Source organism: Streptomyces sp. NPDC096323 (genome assembly GCF_040302845.1).
Classification (GTDB): Bacteria; Actinomycetota; Actinomycetes; order Streptomycetales; family Streptomycetaceae; genus Streptomyces.
The window spans coordinates 23,288-36,298 of sequence record NZ_JBEOSI010000012.1 but is presented as its reverse complement, the minus strand read 5'-3'; the positions used below and the strand labels follow the sequence as shown (position 1 = coordinate 36,298).

General features: G+C 68.9%; 12 protein-coding genes. 8 read left to right on the top strand and 4 right to left on the bottom strand.

Translation table 11 applies throughout. The features are described 5' to 3' along the window. Positions 1-330: 330 nt before the first annotated feature. The 5 genes from ABTX18_RS29840 to ABTX18_RS29820 all read left to right on the top strand — a co-directional run bounded on the left by ABTX18_RS29840 (position 331) and on the right by ABTX18_RS29820 (position 6,466). Positions 331-1,377: a LacI family DNA-binding transcriptional regulator gene (locus ABTX18_RS29840; RefSeq protein ID WP_352125898.1), complete on the top strand. Its 1,047-nt coding sequence runs from the start codon at positions 331-333 to the stop codon at positions 1,375-1,377. Positions 1,378-1,540: 163 nt separating this feature from the next. Next, positions 1,541-2,785 carry a sugar ABC transporter substrate-binding protein gene (locus tag ABTX18_RS29835; protein WP_352125897.1) on the top strand — a complete coding sequence of 415 codons (1,245 nt, stop codon included), beginning with the start codon at positions 1,541-1,543 and terminating at the stop codon, positions 2,783-2,785. A gap of 20 nt (positions 2,786-2,805) precedes the next feature. Next, complete coding sequence (locus ABTX18_RS29830) at positions 2,806-3,777, top strand: carbohydrate ABC transporter permease (protein WP_352125896.1); 972 nt, start codon at positions 2,806-2,808, stop codon at positions 3,775-3,777. Then, on the top strand, positions 3,774-4,640 hold the full coding sequence (locus tag ABTX18_RS29825; RefSeq protein ID WP_503061235.1) for a carbohydrate ABC transporter permease: 867 nt from the start codon (positions 3,774-3,776) through the stop codon (positions 4,638-4,640). The genes ABTX18_RS29830 and ABTX18_RS29825 overlap by 4 nt, the downstream gene beginning before the upstream one ends. Before the next feature lie 86 nt (positions 4,641-4,726). Continuing rightward, positions 4,727-6,466: an amylo-alpha-1,6-glucosidase gene (locus ABTX18_RS29820; protein WP_352125895.1), complete on the top strand. Its 1,740-nt coding sequence runs from the start codon at positions 4,727-4,729 to the stop codon at positions 6,464-6,466. Here the strand turns inward: ABTX18_RS29820 and ABTX18_RS29815 are convergent. The 4 genes from ABTX18_RS29815 to ABTX18_RS29800 all read right to left on the bottom strand — a co-directional run bounded on the left by ABTX18_RS29815 (position 6,418) and on the right by ABTX18_RS29800 (position 9,396). Then, positions 6,418-6,660 carry a hypothetical protein gene (locus tag ABTX18_RS29815; protein WP_352125894.1) on the bottom strand — a complete coding sequence of 81 codons (243 nt, stop codon included), beginning with the start codon at positions 6,658-6,660 and terminating at the stop codon, positions 6,418-6,420. The two genes, ABTX18_RS29820 and ABTX18_RS29815, sit on opposite strands and share 49 nt — an antisense overlap. Before the next feature lie 132 nt (positions 6,661-6,792). Next, a complete protein-coding gene (locus tag ABTX18_RS29810; protein ID WP_352125893.1) occupies positions 6,793-7,800 on the bottom strand; it encodes a polysaccharide deacetylase family protein in 1,008 nt (335 codons plus the stop codon). A gap of 92 nt (positions 7,801-7,892) precedes the next feature. Then, complete coding sequence (locus tag ABTX18_RS29805) at positions 7,893-8,927, bottom strand: glycoside hydrolase family 11 protein (protein WP_352125892.1); 1,035 nt, start codon at positions 8,925-8,927, stop codon at positions 7,893-7,895. A 217-nt stretch (positions 8,928-9,144) separates the two neighbouring features. Further along, positions 9,145-9,396, bottom strand: a complete 252-nt coding sequence (locus ABTX18_RS29800; RefSeq protein ID WP_352125891.1) for a hypothetical protein — start codon at positions 9,394-9,396, stop codon at positions 9,145-9,147. A gap of 274 nt (positions 9,397-9,670) precedes the next feature. Between ABTX18_RS29800 and ABTX18_RS29795 the strand changes: the two genes are divergently transcribed. From ABTX18_RS29795 to ABTX18_RS29785, 3 genes are all read left to right on the top strand, one after another. Continuing rightward, positions 9,671-10,591 (top strand): carbohydrate ABC transporter permease, encoded by a 921-nt coding sequence (locus ABTX18_RS29795; protein WP_352125890.1) that lies wholly within the window; start codon positions 9,671-9,673, stop codon positions 10,589-10,591. 3 nt (positions 10,592-10,594) lie between these two features. Beyond that, positions 10,595-11,533 (top strand): carbohydrate ABC transporter permease, encoded by a 939-nt coding sequence (locus ABTX18_RS29790; protein WP_503061234.1) that lies wholly within the window; start codon positions 10,595-10,597, stop codon positions 11,531-11,533. 112 nt (positions 11,534-11,645) lie between these two features. Beyond that, on the top strand, positions 11,646-12,986 hold the full coding sequence (locus tag ABTX18_RS29785) for an ABC transporter substrate-binding protein (RefSeq protein WP_352125889.1): 1,341 nt from the start codon (positions 11,646-11,648) through the stop codon (positions 12,984-12,986). Positions 12,987-13,011 lie beyond the last annotated feature (25 nt).

The following is a 13,011-nucleotide window of genomic DNA, read 5'->3' as shown; positions in this document are numbered from 1 at the left end:
CTCCTCGGCCGGCGGCTCGTCCATCTGCCGTTCCCGTGCGGAGGGAGGGTGCGGGGGAGGCGTACGTCGAACCCGTTCGGCCCGGATGATCCGAACGGGGGCGCCCTCCGGGGGAGCGGAGGGGCCGGCTCGGTTCGCTGGTCGGTCCAGGGCCTCCCTAGTCGAACCGGTTCGGCGAAGCTAGCACCGGGCCAAGCGGCCAGCAATCCTTCCGACACAAGGAAATTCCCTTTGCCTGGCGGGATTGGTGAAGTGTGTCCCGGGTATTGACAGCCGCTCCGACGGTTTCTACCTTCACTCCATGCGAACCGGTTCGATGAAGGAGTTGCCGTGAACATCGGTGAGATCGCCCGCCGGGCCGGTGTCTCGCGGAGCACCGTGTCGTACGCCCTGAGCGGCAAGCGTCCCGTCTCGGACGACACCCGCAGAAAGATCCAGCAGGTCGTGGACGAGCTGGGCTACCAGCCCAGCGCCAGCGCCCGCGCCCTGGCCAACGGGCGGACCAGCACGCTCGGCCTGGTCTTCCCGCCGGCCGGGAACCACTACACGGGCATGCAACTGGACTTCATCGGCAGCGTGGTGGAGGCAGCGGCGGCGTACGACTACGACGTACTGCTGTCCCCCAGCGGAGTGGACAGCGACCGCTCCTTCCAGCGGCTGCTGGGGGAGCGGCGCGTCGACGGCGCGATCCTGATGGAGATCCGCCTCGAGGACGACCGGGTGAACCATCTGTCCGCCGTGGACTTCCCGTTCGTCGCCATCGGCCGCACCGCCCGTCCCGACGCCGGCTGGTGGGCGGGGATCGACCACACCGCGCTGGTGGAGGCGTGTGTGCACCACCTGGCGGACCTCGGCCACCGCCGCATCGCCTTCGTCAACCGCCCCGAGCAACTGCTGCGTACGGGGTACGAGTCCGCGCAGCGCGGCCTGGACGGCTTCACGAAGGCCGCCGCCGAGCGCGGGCTGACGGCCGCCCGTACGTACTGCTGCGGGGACGACCCCGCCTCGGGCCAGACGTGTGTGGAGCAGATCCTGCACGACGACCCGGACACCACGGCTCTGGTCACCCTGAACGAGGCCGCGCTCGGCGGCCTCTACCGGGGGCTGGGCGAGGCCGGCCGCCACGTGCCGCGCGACTTCTCCGTCACCGGCGTCGTGGCCAGCCGCTGGGCCCAGACGGTGACCCCGCAGCTCACCGCGGCGGACGTACCGGCGGCGGAGCTCGGCCGTCTCGCCGTCGACCTCCTGGTCGAGCGGCTCGCCCACCCCGGCGCACCGCCCCGGCACCACCTCCTCGTGCCCCCGGTGTCCCTGCGGGCCAGCACCGGGCCGGCCGGCGCGGCCTCTTCGGCGGACCCCGGGGCCCGTACGCCCTGACTGCCCGCCCCTGACTGCTCCCTGACCACGCCCCGCGGTCCGGACCCCTCGGCGCCCGAACCGGCCGTCCGCGCCGTTCGGCATGCCCGCGCGCTCACCACCCGCCTTCCTTCACCTGCTCACCACCCTCGGCACCCGCATGCTCAAGACAAAGGAACCCGCGATGAACAGCTCCGCCAGACAGCGCCGCATCACGATCCTGGCCGCGACCACCCTGGTCGTCGCCCTCGGCGCCACCGCCTGCGGCTCCTCGGGAGGCACCGGGGCCAAGGGCGCCGACGACGGCACGTACACCGTCTGGGACCCCTACCCGCAGTTCGCCAAGGGCTCGGCCTGGAGCAAGCTCCTCGACGCGTGCGGCGCCGAGGCGGACGTGAAGATCAAGCGGACCGGTTTCGACACCAGCGACCTGACCAGCAAGGCGCTCCTCGCCGCGCAGCAGGCCAACTCCCCGGACGTCCTCGTCGTCGACAACCCGGTGGTGTCGACGCTGGCCGAGGCCGGCGCCCTCACGACCGCCGACGAGAACAAGCTCGACACCTCGGGCGTGAACCCCAACCTGCTCGCGGCCGGCCAGTCGGAAGGCAAGACCTACGGCACTCCGATCGGCGCCAACACCCTGGCCCTGTACTACAACAAGAAGATCCTGAAGGACGCCGGGGTGGACATCGCCTCGGTCAAGGACTGGCCGACCATGACGGCGGCGCTGGCGAAGGTCAAGAAGACGGGCAAGAAGGGCATCACCTTCTCCGCGATCGGCACGGAGGAGGGCAGCTTCCAGTTCCTGCCGTGGTTCTGGGGCTCGGGCGCGGAACTGACCGACATCGGCTCCCCGGCGGCCGTCTCCGCGCTGTCCCTGTGGAAGGACTGGCTGGGCCAGGGCTACGCCCCCAACTCCGTACTCAACAACACCCAGACCACCAGCTGGCAGGAGTTCGCGAGCGGCGACTACGCCTTCGCCGAGAACGGCACCTGGCAGCTCGCCAACGCCAAGAAGGCGGGCTTCGAGTACGGCGTCCTGCCCATACCGGGCGCCACCGGCGGCAGCGCCGCGGCCCCGACCGGCGGCGAGTTCGTCACCCTCCCGGTACAGAGCGACACCGGCCGCTACGCCACCGCGCAGAAGCTCGCGGCCTGTCTGACCAGCACCCAGAACCTGTACGACACCGACACCACCCTCTCCTACGTCGCCCCCACCGCCGAGGTGCAGAGCAAGCAGCTGGCGGCCGACCCCGGGCTCAAGCCGTGGGTCGACGCGGTCAACGCGGCCAAGGGCCGCACCAGTGACGACCTGGGCACCAAGTACCCGAAGATCTCCGAGCAGTTGTGGAAGGCCGTGCAGTCCGCCCTCAGCGGCTCTAAGTCTCCGAAGGACGCGCTTTCCGCAGCCCAGTCCGCCGTCAAGTAGCCGAGCAACAAGGTCCGTTGATGAGTCACCTGACGCAAGTGCCGCTGACCGGGGCCGATACCGGCCCCCGCGAGGCGGCCCCTCCCGCACCGCCCCCTGCGCGGCGCCGCCCCTCCTCCCAGCAGTGGGCCGCCTGGGCCTTCCTCGCCCCGGTGACCCTCTACCTCGTTCTCTTCTACGCCTACCCCCTCTACCGCAACATCGACCTGAGCCTGCGGAACTACACCGTCCGCTCCTTCGTCCAGGGCGACGCCCCGTTCACGGGCCTGGAGAACTACCGGACGGTCTTCGCCGACGCGACCTTCCTTCCCGCCCTGCTGCACACCGCCCTGTTCACCGTGGTGTGCCTGGTCTTCCAGTACGTCATCGGGCTGGCGCTCGCGGTCTTCTTCCACCAGCACTTCCGGCTGTCCGCCACGCTGCGGGCCCTGTTCCTGGTGCCGTGGCTGCTGCCGCTGATCGTGTCGGCCTCCACCTGGTCGTGGATGCTCAACAGCGACTCCGGCATCGTCAACACCGTCCTGCACGGGGTGGGCATCGACCCGGTGAACTGGCTGACCTCACCGAGCTGGTCACTGATCTCGGTGATCATCGCGAACATCTGGATCGGCGTACCGTTCAACCTCGTCGTGCTCTACAGCGGCCTGCAGTCCATTCCGGCCGGCCTGTACGAGGCCGCGGCTCTGGACGGGGCCGGCGCATGGCGACGGTTCTGGAGCATCACCTTCCCGCTCCTGCGCCCGGTGTCCGCGATCACCCTGCTCCTGGGCCTGGTCTACACGCTCAAGGTCTTCGACATCATCTGGATCATGACCAAGGGCGGCCCCGCGGAGTCCTCCACCACCTTCGCCACTTGGTCCTACCAACTCGGATTCGGCAACATGCTCCCGGCCTTCGGCCCCGGGGCGGCCGTCGGCAACCTGCTGGTGATCGCCGCCCTGGTCTTCGGCCTGGTGTACATCAGGGTGCAGCGAAAGCAGGCCTGGTCATGAACCTGAGCACCACGCACCCCCGGGCAATCACCAAGCGCACCCGGGCGGCCGGCAAGCGCACCTGGGGAAAGACGGCCATCGGCGTCCTGCTGACCGGGATCATGCTCTTCCCGGTCTACTGGATGCTGAACGTGTCCCTGACCCGCGACCAGAACATGCGCAAGAGCCCACCGGACCTGTTCCCCGTCGACGCCACCCTGGAGGGCTACCGCACGGTCCTCGCCGAGCAGTTGCCCTACCTGGGCACCAGCCTCGTCATCGGCCTGGGCACCGTCGCCCTGACCGTGGCCCTGGCCGCACCGGCCGGCTACGCGCTGGCCAAGCTGCGCCCGCGCGGCGGCGGCGTCCTCGGCTTCGTCCTGCTGGTCGCCCAGATGATCCCCGGCATCATCATGGCGATGGGCTTCTACGCCATCTACCTCCAGCTCGGCCTGCTCCAGTCCGTCCCCGGCCTGATCGTCGCCGACTCCACCCTCGCCGTTCCCTTCGCGGTGCTCATCTTCACCGCGTTCATGTCCGGTATCCCCGGCGAGCTGATGCAGGCGGCGAAGACGGACGGGGCCGGGCCCCTGCGTACCTTCTGGTCGATCGTCCTGCCGATGAGCCGCAACTCCGTCGTCACGGTGTCCCTGTTCGCGTTCCTGTGGTCGTGGTCCGACTTCGTCTTCGCCGGAACCCTGGTCAACGGCGGCGCCCACGAGCCGATCACCCTCGGTATCTACCACTACATCGGCAACAACAACCAGGAGTGGAACGCCATCATGGCCACCGCCGTCGTGGCCTCGCTGCCGGCCGCGGTCATCCTCGTCCTCGCCCAGCGCTACGTCGCCGCAGGCGTGACCGCCGGCGCCGTCAAGGACTGACTCCTCCCCGTTCCTTCCCTCTTCGCCACGGCCGTGCCGTCCTCCGGGGCGGCCGGTGCACCTGCCCGAGAAACGAGTGACATCTCATGACCGCCGCCCGACCCGGCCCGGCCTTCTCCGTCCAGGACATCCCTTTCAGTACGTACGGCTCCTGGTTCGGCATCTCCCCCGTGCTCGCGGAGAAGGAGCGCGCCGAGGACCTCCACCTCGTCTCGCACCAGAACGGCATGCACGCCGTGCTCAGCCTCGTGCCGCTGGACGCCGCGACGGGGGAGCGGGCGGAGACCCGCGTGGCAGCGGTTCCGGGCCTGCTGAGCTGGACCGGCGCCGCCGGCCGTATCGACCTCGCCTACGAGTCACCGGACACGGTGCGCCTGCGCGGCGGGGGGCTGCCGCTGCGCGTCGCGGCAGCGGCCCGGACGCTGACGCCGTTCGGCGGTACCTACTTCTTCCACGACGCGTCCGTCGGCGCGTACGTGTTCACCTCGTACGAGACCGGGCGGCGCTACCGCGTCACCGTGCTCTCCGGCACGGTCACCGACGCTTTCGGCAGCCAGGCCCTGGGCAGCGCCGACCGCGGCCTGACCGTCGCCGCCGAGGCGGACGGCGTCTGGGAGATCGCGATCGAGGAACTCGACACCGCACGCCCCGCGTATGCCCGGAGGGCCTCCTTCGACAAGACCGCCGAAGCCGCGCAGAGCTCCTTCGCGGACTTCGTCGACACGGTGGCCCCCTGGCGCTCGTCCGCCACTCCGGCCGCCGAACTCGCGGCCTACGTCGTGTGGTCCGCGACCGTCCACCCGGCGGGGCTGGTCACCCGGCCCGGCGTCCTGATGTCCAAGCACTGGATGGACAAGGTCTGGAGCTGGGACCACTGCTTCAACGCCCTTGCCCTGGCACCCGGACAGCCCGAACTGGCCTGGGACCAGTACCACTTGCCCTTCGACCACCAGGACGCGACCGGGGCGCTGCCCGACTCGGTCACCCACTCCGAGATCCTCCGCAACTTCGTCAAACCGCCCATCCACGGCTGGGCGTTCGGCTACCTGCGGCACCGGCTGACCATGCCGCTCGGCCCGGCCGAGCTGGCCGAGACGTACGACAGGCTGACGCGCTGGACGGACTTCTGGCTCACCGGACGACGCGCCCCCGGGGCCGCGCTGCCCCACTACCAGCACGGCAACGACAGCGGCTGGGACAACGCCACCACCTTCGACCCCGAACGCGTGGTCGTCACCGCGGACCTGGCGGCCTTCCTCATCCTCCAGTTCCATGAACTCGCCGAACTGGCACGCCTCTTGGACATCCCGGAGGACGTCGACCGGTGGACAGCGGCCGCCGGGGCGACGCAGGCGGCGATGTTCGACGAGCTCTGGAGCGGCGACCGGTTCGTCACCCGGGGAGTCGGCAGCGGCGACACGTGGCACAGTTCCAGCCTCCTCGACCTGATGCCCATCGTGCTGGGCGAGCATCTGCCGGACGACGTCACCGCCGTGCTGGCCGCCCGCATCGAGGCCCACCTGACCCCGCACGGACTGGCCACCGAACTGCCGGCCTCGCCGCACTACCTCGCCGACGGCTACTGGCGCGGCCCGATCTGGGCCCCCGCCACGGTCCTCATCGAGGACGGCCTGCGCCGCGCCGGGCAGGTCCGGCTGGCGGACGAGGTCAGCGCCTGTTTCCGCACCCTGTGCGAGAACCACGGCTTCGCCGAGAACTTCGACGCCCTGACCGGCACGGGCCTGCGGGACCGCGCCTACACCTGGACCGCCAGCAGCTATCTCCTGCTGGCGGAGGCCCACGTGAGCCGCGGCGAGGACGCGTAGCCGGCGGCGCCGAGCATGACGTTCTGCGGCTTGAGGTCGCGGTGCAGCAAGTCGACCGCGTGCACCGCCTCCAGCCCCTCGGCGAGCAGCGCGCCGAGGCCGGCGACGAGCGGAAGTACGGCCCGATCCTGATCGGCTTCGGGCTCGGTGCCTTCATGGACGCGGGGAAGGACACGCGGCCGAGCGCCTGGCACGGGAGGCGAGTCCGTATCTGCCGAGGTAGGAAACGATGAGCTGCTCGGACTCGCCGCTCCCGCACGAAGAACGTTCCCGGTGTACCGCGCCGCGAGGGCGCCGCACACCGGGAACGGCGGGGCTGTCCGTGGTCAGCCCGTCGTGCACGAGACCGTCGGCCAGGTCCACGAACCGTTGGTCTGCAGCGTCACCCCCCAGTTGTTCCCGCTGCCGTTGGGCTTCGCGGTCAGGACCTGGGCGCTGGGAAACGACGCGCTGATGTTCCAGGTGGAGAGGATCTTCTCGGGGGAGGGGACGTTCATGGTCACGGTCCAGTTACTCGAACTGGAGCCGGAGACAGAAACGTTGAGGTTGTAGCGGTCGCCCCACTGCTGCCCGGCGGACAGGGTCGCGGTGCAGCCGCCCGTGCCCCCGCCGCCGCCGCCGGTTCCGCCTCCGCCGGTGCTGCCGTCGGGTGCGACGGCCCGCCCGGTCTGCGGCGAGATCATGCCGGAGCACAGGCCGCGGGATGCGAGCGACTGGGCGATGCGCGGGATCGCGGCGAGGGTGTTAGCCGGCCACTCGTGCATCAGGATGACCTGCCCGCTGGTGAGCCGGCCCGCCGCCTGCACGATCGCGTCGGTACTGGCACCGTTCCAGTCCTGCGAGTCGACGTCCCAGATCACCTCCGTCAGCCCGTACTTGGCCTCGACGGCCTTGAGGGTGGAGTTCGTCTCCCCGTACGGCGGCCGGAACAGCTTCGGCGTGCCTCCGCCCGCGTTGGCGATGGCCTGCTGGGTGCGGGAGACCTCCGAGTCGATCTCGGCCTGGCTCTTCTGGATGAGATGGGGGTGCGTGTAGCTGTGGTTGCCGACCCACATGCCGGCATTGATCTCGGCCTGCACCTGGCCCGGATAGGAGGCGGCGAACTGGCCCTCGTTGAACATGGTGGCCCGCAGGCCGCTCTGCTTGAGAGCGTTGAGCACGGCGGGGGTGTGGTCGTTGGACGGGCCGTCGTCGAAGGTCAGGCCCACGTAGCCGTTGCAGGTGGCGGCCTGTGCGGGGGCGGCGGCCGTGGCGGTCAGGCCCAGGGAGGCCGTCGCGGCGAGAGCGAGTCCGGCGGCCAGAGCGGCCGGGCGACGGCGGGAGGGGAGATGCATGGGGGTCCTCCTGGTGGCGGAGGTCCGGCCGCGCCGCGAGGCGTGGCCGGACGCGTGGGGAACATGGGGGAAGTGCGGAACCGGCGGTGGGATCAGCCGGCGCTGCAGGTGACCGTGGGCCAGGTCCAGGTGCCGTTGGTCTGGATCGTCGTTCCCCAGTTGTTGCCGCTGCCGTTGGACTTGGCCACGAGGGTCTGGCTGTCCGGGTAACTGGCGCTCACGTTCCAGGTCGACAGGACCTTCTCCGGCGACGGCACCTTCATGGTGACGGTCCAGTTGCTGGAGCCGGAGACGGAGACGTTGAGGTTGTAGCGATCGCTCCACTTGTCGCCTGCGGAGAGCGTCGCCGTGCAGCCGCCCGTGCCGCCGCCGGTGCCGCCGCCGGTGCCGCCGCCCGTGCCACCACCGCCCGTGCCGCCGCCGGAACTGCCCTCACTGACGGTGATGTTGGAGCTGCCGCTGCTCTGGTAGCCCTCGGTCGCCATGATCATGTAGTTGAAGGAACCCATGCTCATGCCATGGCTCGCCCAGGCGTCGAAGTGGTTGCCCGTGGTGATGGTGCCCCCGGTCCGCTTCGACTGGCGGACGCTCCAGTACTGCTTGAAGGTCTTCGTGCCCTCGATCGACGGCTGGTTCACCCGGGTCGTCTCGTAGATGTCGTACGTGCCCCCGTCGCTGGTGACCGTGCCCTTGAAGGTGCCGGTGGGGCGGTAGGTGCCGAAGTTCTCGACGACGTAGTACTCGACCAGCGGGCTGGTGGTCCAGCCGTAGAGCGCGAGGTAGGCGTTGCCCGAGGGGTTGAAGGTGCCGGAGTAGTTCACGGACTTGCGTCCGCCGGTGCTCCAGCCCTTGCCGCCGACGAAGTTGCCGACATTGCTCCACTGGTAGCCGTAGTTGCCGCCCGAGCCCAGCGTCATCGACACCGAGCCGCCGCCATCGCTCCAGTGCGAGTAGTAGTAGCCGTTGTTGGTGCCGGTCTGGTTCGAGTTGACGACGGTGTCGGCGCTGGCGGCGTTGGGCAGCAGCAGCACGGCGACCGCGGCCAGGGCGATCGCCCAGGAGCTTCGCAGCAGGGTCATGAAGCGGGCGGGTCTGCGTCGGCTTGGTGATGGCACGGGTGCACTCATGTCGGTGTCCTCCAGGGGCTGTCTACGTACGGGTGATGCCGGACGGGTCTCCGCCGACCGCCCTCAACACGAGGTCGGAGCAGCGCAGTTGGGACCACGCGGTTATCGGCGGGAGGTGTCCGGCCCGATCACGGAGTCTTGATCTGCCCCTGACAGCTGTCAATACTTTCGGCAATTGTTTCGAAAGCTTCGGGCTGAATGGAGGGTGTCGACGAGGTCATACCCGCAGGTCCGCGCATAGGTCGCATGGGTGGTCGTGATGCGACATGAACGGGGTGGGGAGGGTGATCCATTGTGCATCACGGACCGTTTCGAAACTTTCGAACGGGTGGCGGCGGCCTTCTCCTCCGCGGTGTCGTCCGGCGTCGCGTCCGCGGTTCAGCGCGGCGTCCATGGCCTTGGTGTCCAGGCGCTGCACCCCGGCGCTGTTCCCGGCCTCGCGCGGGTCGAAGCCGACCAGGAGCCGCATGCCGCGGCCTCTCCCCGCCCCGCTCCGGTTCCCCGCACCTGACCGCCCCCTCCGCCGTCGCGTTTTGTCAGAACCCTTGACGCCCGAGTGGGTGCTGCGTAGAACTGACCGCGCGGTCATACGTCTGATCACGCCATATCCAGCTCTCCGATCACGGGACACCCGTGTGTCAAGAGCGTGGGACGGGACTGTCGGGTCAGGCATGTTAGCGCAAACAATCGCTCTGGTCGAAGACGCCGACCGGGCTCAGGTGTCGATGCGAGGGATGGGTCCCATGGCAGTTGTTTCACCCGCGAGGGGGAGGGGAGCCGCGTCGGCGCGGCGGTGGCACAGCAGGCGCCGCTGGGCCGGCTGGGGGTTCATCGGGCCCTTCCTCGTCGTCTTCGCCCTGGTCTTCCTGGCGCCGATCGCGTACTCGCTCTATCTCAGCCTCTTCCGCGACCAGCTCATCGGTGGCAACCGGTTCGTCGGGCTCGACAACTACCGGGACGCGTTCGGCGACCCGCAGTTCTGGTCGGGACTGGGCCGGGTGGCGTTGTTCCTGGCGGTTCAGGTGCCGATCATGCTGGGCATCGCCCTGCTGGTCGCCCTCGCGCTGGACAGCGGCCGGCTGTACGGCCGGGACTTCTTCCGCATCGCGATCTTCCTGCCCTACGCCGTGCCCGCCGTGGTCGCCACCCTGATGTGGGGCTTCATGTACGGCAACCGGTTCGGTCTGGTCGCCAACATCAACGACAAACTCGGCACCCAGCTGCCCGACCCGCTCTCGCCCGACCTGGTGCTCGCCAGCATCGGCAACATCACCACGTGGGAGTTCGTCGGCTACAACATGCTCATCTTCTACGCGGCCCTGCAGGTGGTCCCGCGCGCCCTCTACGAGGCGGCCGAGATCGACGGCGCCGGCCAGTGGCGGATCATCTCGGCGATCAAGATCCCGGCGATCCGGGGAGCCCTGGTCATCGCGACGATCTTCTCGGTCATCGGCAGCTTCCAGCTGTTCAACGAGCCGAGCATCCTCAAGAACCTGGCGCCCAACGCGATCACCACGTACTTCACGCCCAACCTGTACACGTTCTCGCTGTCCTTCTCCGGCCGGCAGCACAACTACGCCGCCACCGTCGCCATCGTCATGGGCGTCCTCACGATGATCATCGCCTATGCCGTGCAGCTGCGCGGTATGAGAAAGGAGGTGTGATCGATGGCCGCCGGCACCTCTGTCACCCCGCCCCGCATGCGGACCCGTCCCCTGCCGTCGCCTTCGCGCCGCCGCCGCAACGGCTCACACTCGGCCGACCGGCCACGCCGTAGCGTCGTACTCACACTGCTCATCTCCCTGGTGGTGATCTACAGCCTGCTTCCGCTGGTCTGGCTGCTCATCAACTCGGCCAAGACGCAGCCCAGTCTCATGAGTTCGTTCGGGCTGTGGTTCAGCGGCGACTTCGCGCTGTGGGACAACATCCAGCAGACGCTGACCCACAACGACCACATCTTCGTCCGCTGGCTGCTCAACACCCTCCTGTACGTCGCCGTGGGCGCGGGCGGGGCGACCTTCCTGGCCGTGCTGGGCGGATACGGGCTCGCCAAGTTCAACTTCCCCGGAAAGCGCGGCGTCTTCGCCGTCGTGATCGGCGCGGTCGCCGTGCCCAGCGCGGCCCTGGCGGTGCCCACCTTCCTGATGTTCAGCAAGATGGGTCTGACCGACACCCCCTGGGCGGTCATCGTGCCCTCTCTCATCTCCCCGTTCGGGCTGTATCTGATGTGGGTGTTCGCGTCCGAGGCGATTCCGGACGAGCTGTTGGAGGCCGCCCGGATGGACGGCTCCGGAGAGTTCCGCACCTTCTTCAGGATCTGCCTGCCGCTCCTGGCCCCCGGCATCGTGACCGTACTGCTCTTCACGGTCGTCGCGACCTGGAACAACTACTTCCTGCCGCTGATCATGATCAAGAACCCGGACTGGTACCCGCTCACCATCGGGCTCAACTCCTGGAACAAGCAGGCCTTCACCGCCGGCGGCCAGCCGCTGTTCAACCTGGTGATCACCGGGTCCCTGCTGACCATCGTGCCGCTGATCGCGGCCTTCCTCCTCCTCCAGCGCTACTGGCAGTCCGGACTGGCCGCCGGCAGCGTCAAGGAGTGACCCTCGGCGGCCCCGGGTCGCCGTCTCTTTCCTCTGCGGGCCTTCCCCCTGGTACGCCCATGCTGCCGACAGGTCCGGTGCCGCAGTTCATCACGTACAACGGAGTGAAAAGATGACGAACAAGCCACTACGCCGTCTGGCGCAGGGGATCGCGGTGCTCTGCGCCGCGACGCTCGGACTGACGGCCTGCGGATCCTCCGACTCGGGTTCCGACGACACGAGTTCCGGGGCCGGCGACGTCAAGGCCGCTCTGGCCAAGGGCGGCACGATCACCGTCTGGGCCTGGGAGCCCACGCTCAAGCAGGTCGTCGCCGACTTCCAGACCAAGTACCCCAAGGTCAAGGTCAAGCTGGTGAACGCCGGCACCGGCAACGACCAGTACACGGCCCTGCAGAACGCCGTCCAGGCAGGGAAGGGCGGCCCCGACGCCGCGCAGATCGAGTACTTCGCGCTCAGCCAGTTCGCACTCGGCAAGTCGGTCACCGACATCAGTGGCTACGGGGCCAAGGGCCTCGCCAAGAGCTACTCGCCCGGGCCCTGGAACTCCGTCAGCATCGACGGCGGCGTCTACGGGCTGCCCATGGACTCCGGTCCGATGGCGCTGTACTACAACAAGAAGGTCCTGGACGAGCACAAGATCCAGGTGCCCACCACCTGGGACGAGTTCCTCACCGCCGCCCGCGCCCTGCACAAGGCCGACCCCAAGGTGTACATCGCCAACGACACCGGTGAGGCGGGCTTCGTCAACAGCCTGATCTGGCAGGCCGGCGGACACCCGTACAAGGTGGACGGCACCAAGGTCACCGTCGACTACAGCGACCCGAAGGTCGCCGAGTTCACCCAGGTGTGGCAGCAGCTCCTCTCGGAGCACCTGCTGGCGCCCGTCACCGGCTGGACCGACCAGTGGTACAAGGGCCTCGGCAACGGCACCATCGCCACCCTGCCCAGCGCCGCCTGGATGCCCGCCAACTTCGCCACCGGTGTCCCGGCCGCCGCCGGTGACTGGCGCGTCGCACCGCTCCCGCAGTGGAAGCAGGGGGAGACCGCCAGCGCGGAGAACGGCGGCAGCTCCATGGCCGTCATGAAGGCGAGCAAGAACGCGGAACTCGCCTACGCGTTCATCGAGTACGCGAACAAGGGCGCCGGCGTGCAGACCCGCCTCAAGGGCGGGGCCTTCCCGGCCACGACCGCGGACCTGAACTCGTCCGCGTTCCTCGACACGAAGTTCCCGTACTTCGGCGGCCAGCAGGCCAACAAGATCTTCGCCGAGTCCGCGAAGAACGTCCTGCCCGGCTGGAACTACCTGCCGTACCAGGCATACGCCAACTCGATCTTCAACGACACGGTCGGCAAGGCGTACGTCTCCGACACGACGCTGACCAGCGGCCTCAAGACGTGGCAGGAAGCCATCGTCAAGTACGGCAACGACCAGGGCTTCAGCGCCGGAAGCTGACCCCGGCGTACGTACGGAAGGCGAG

Coding starts and splice junctions, on each gene's coding strand:
- ABTX18_RS29810 (WP_352125893.1), bottom strand. CDS start 7,800: ATGCATCTCCCCTCCCGCCGTCGCCCGGCCGCTCTGGCCGCCGGACTC.
- ABTX18_RS29795 (WP_352125890.1), top strand. CDS start 9,671: ATGGCAGTTGTTTCACCCGCGAGGGGGAGGGGAGCCGCGTCGGCGCGG.
- ABTX18_RS29805 (WP_352125892.1), bottom strand. CDS start 8,927: ATGAGTGCACCCGTGCCATCACCAAGCCGACGCAGACCCGCCCGCTTC.
- ABTX18_RS29785 (WP_352125889.1), top strand. CDS start 11,646: ATGACGAACAAGCCACTACGCCGTCTGGCGCAGGGGATCGCGGTGCTC.
- ABTX18_RS29830 (WP_352125896.1), top strand. CDS start 2,806: ATGAGTCACCTGACGCAAGTGCCGCTGACCGGGGCCGATACCGGCCCC.
- ABTX18_RS29835 (WP_352125897.1), top strand. CDS start 1,541: ATGAACAGCTCCGCCAGACAGCGCCGCATCACGATCCTGGCCGCGACC.
- ABTX18_RS29790 (WP_503061234.1), top strand. CDS start 10,595: ATGGCCGCCGGCACCTCTGTCACCCCGCCCCGCATGCGGACCCGTCCC.
- ABTX18_RS29800 (WP_352125891.1), bottom strand. CDS start 9,396: ATGCGGCTCCTGGTCGGCTTCGACCCGCGCGAGGCCGGGAACAGCGCC.
- ABTX18_RS29825 (WP_503061235.1), top strand. CDS start 3,774: ATGAACCTGAGCACCACGCACCCCCGGGCAATCACCAAGCGCACCCGG.
- ABTX18_RS29820 (WP_352125895.1), top strand. CDS start 4,727: ATGACCGCCGCCCGACCCGGCCCGGCCTTCTCCGTCCAGGACATCCCT.